The organism is Actinomycetota bacterium (assembly GCA_005774595.1).
In the GTDB taxonomy this organism is placed as follows: domain Bacteria; phylum Actinomycetota; class Coriobacteriia; order Anaerosomatales; family D1FN1-002; genus D1FN1-002.
This window is the reverse complement of the sequence record VAUM01000038.1, coordinates 1-2,553: the sequence shown is the minus strand read 5'-3', so window position 1 is coordinate 2,553 and position 2,553 is coordinate 1. Positions and strand designations below refer to the sequence as shown.

Sequence of the window (2,553 nt, the reverse complement as noted above, 5' to 3'; positions counted from 1 at the left end):
CCTTGCGCCCGACCACGACCTGCAGCGGCCAGCCGATGAGGTCCGCGTCGGCGAACTTGACGCCGGGACGCTCGGCGCGGTCGTCGAGGACCACCTCCACGCCGGCCGCGGCCAGCGCGTCGGCGATGCCGCATGCCGCGTCGAACACCTCGCCCTCGGTGTCGAGCGGCAGGACCGCGACCTCGTACGGCGCCACCGAGATCGGCCAGGCGATGCCGCCCTCGTCGTGGTGCTGCTCGATGACGGCCGCCAGCGAGCGCGAGATGCCGATGCCGTAGCAGCCCATGACGAACGGGTGTTCCTCGCCCGCCTCGTCGGCGAACGAGGCGTGCATCGACTCCGAGTACTTGGTGCCGAGCTGGAAGACCTGCGAGACCTCGATCCCGCGGGCGCCGGACAGCGTGCCGCCGCACTCGGGGCAGGTGTCGCCCTCGCGCGCGTCGACGAGGTCGGCCCACACGTCGACGGCGAAGTCGCGGCCGGGCATGGCGTCGACGAGGTGGTAGTCGGTCTCGTTGGCGCCGATCGTCCAGGCGAGCTCGGCCTTCAGCGTCGCGTCGGCCACGACGAGCGTGCCTTCGGGTGCCCCCGCGGGCCCCACGAAGCCCTTCGGCACGCCGGCGGCCTCGAACTCGTCCTCGTCGAGCAGGCGCACGCCGGGGACGATGTGGCCGGCCTTCAGGGGGTTCAGGTCGCGATCGCCGGGCACGCAGAACAGCACGAGCGCCCCGTTCTCGGCGCGTGCGGCCATCGACTTGACGGTGTGCTGTTCGGGCACGCCGAGGAAGGCGGCGAGGTCCGCGATGGCGCTCACGCCGGGCGTGTGCACGCGCTTGAGCGCCTCGGAGGTGGTCGCCTTCGGCGTGTACGGCACGACGGCGTGGGCCGCCTCCTGGTTGGCGGCGTAGTCGCACGCGTCGCAGAAGAGCAGCGCCGCCTCGCCGGTCTCGGCGACGGCCATGAACTCGGTGGTGACCTTGCCGCCGATCTGCCCGGAGTCGGCCTCGACCGCACGCCAGGCCAGCCCGAGGCGGTCGCAGATGCGGCCGTACGCGCGCGACTGCTCGTCGTAGTGCGCCTGGAGCGAGGACTGGTCGGCGTGGAACGAGTAGCCGTCCTTCATGATGAACTCGCGGCCGCGCATGAGCCCGAACCGCGGGCGCATCTCGTCGCGGAACTTCACGTTGATCTGGTAGAGCGACACCGGGAGGTCACGGTAGGAGCGCAGCTCGTCGCGGACGAGCGCGGTGATGATCTCCTCGTGGGTGGGGCCGAGACAGAACTCGCGGCCCGCGCGGTCCGTGAGGCGCGCGAGCTCGGGGCCGTAGTCGGCCCAGCGGCCGGACTCGTGCCACAGCTCCGCGGGCTGGACGACCGGCAGGAGCAGCTCCTGGCATCCGATGGCCGCCATCTCCTCGCGGACGATCTGTTCGATCTTGCGCAGCGAACGCCACGCGAGCGGCAGGAAGGTGTAGATGCCCGCGGCGACCTTGCGCATCATCCCGGCGCGCAGCATGAGGCGGTGCGAGGCGACCTCGGCGTCGGAGGGGTCCTCCTTGAGCGTCGGCGCGTAGAGGCGGGACATGCGTTGGGGCGCGGTCATCGGCGAAGCTCCCTGGTCGGTGGCGCGGTGTGCTCCCGTGCGACGGGCGCCGCGGCCGGTCCCGGCCGGGCGCCAGCGGTCCTTCTGCGGTTCGTGCGAGCGACGCGGGCTACCCGATGCCAGCGTCCTCCGGGTGATAGCTCTCGACGAGCTCGTCGGCGTTGATCGCGAGGCTCATCACGAGCCGTGCGACGAGGTCGTGCAGGATGATCGTGTGGCGGTTGCCCTGCGCTTGGAAGGCGTCCTTGAGCGCCGGCTTGACGCCCGGGTCGCCGGAGACCTCGGCGATGATGTCGATCTCGTTGCCCTTGGCGGCCAGCACATCGGCGTTCTCGGTGAAGAAGATGCCGTTGGCGCGTGCGAGCTGCGCACCGGGGCTGTCCGGGTCGTGGTCCGCGACGCCGACCACCTCGATGAACGGCCGCGCGATGAAGTCCTCCAGCAGCCTCAAGCCCGTGCGGCCTCCGCCGACGATGGCGATCCTGACCTTCTCACCCATGACGTCTCTCCCCTCCCGCGCGCCCGACACAGGACGCGGTCAAGATGCGCTGACTGCGTGCAGGATACCTCACTGCGAGCGGGAGCGGACGGACGCGACGCTCGCGTCAGGCGTCCTCGAGCGGAGGCGGCGCACCAAGCGCGACGACCTCGTCCATGAGCGCGTCGACGATGCGCTCCTCGGGCACCTTGCGGACCACCTCGCCCTTGGCGAAGATGAGGCCGACGCCGCGCCCGGCGGCGACGCCGATGTCCGCGTCGCGCGCCTCGCCCGGGCCGTTGACGACGCACCCCATCACCGCGACCTTCACCGGCGTGTCCAGCGCGCGCAGGCGCGCCTCGACCTCGCGGGCGATCGGGATGAGGTCGACCTCGCAGCGTCCGCAGGTCGGGCAGCTGACGAGCTCGGGACCGCGGCGGCGGATGTCGAGAGCGGCGAGGATCTCCCAGCC

The 2,553-nt window shown here is 71.7% G+C and carries 2 protein-coding genes and 1 pseudogene (1 of these 3 only partly in view); all 3 read right to left on the bottom strand.

What is annotated here, in order from left to right; translation table 11 throughout:
• A pseudogene (locus FDZ70_02830) lies at positions 1 to 1,603 on the bottom strand (proline--tRNA ligase) (it extends 209 nt beyond the left edge of the window).
• Positions 1,604 to 1,712: 109 nt separating this feature from the next.
• Positions 1,713 to 2,102 carry a hypothetical protein gene (locus FDZ70_02825; protein ID TLM79495.1) on the bottom strand — a complete coding sequence of 130 codons (390 nt, stop codon included), beginning with the start codon at positions 2,100 to 2,102 and terminating at the stop codon, positions 1,713 to 1,715.
• Positions 2,103 to 2,208: 106 nt separating this feature from the next.
• Positions 2,209 to 2,553, bottom strand: a 345-nt coding sequence (locus FDZ70_02820) for a flavodoxin-dependent (E)-4-hydroxy-3-methylbut-2-enyl-diphosphate synthase (protein ID TLM79494.1), incomplete at its 5' end; no start/stop codon positions are given.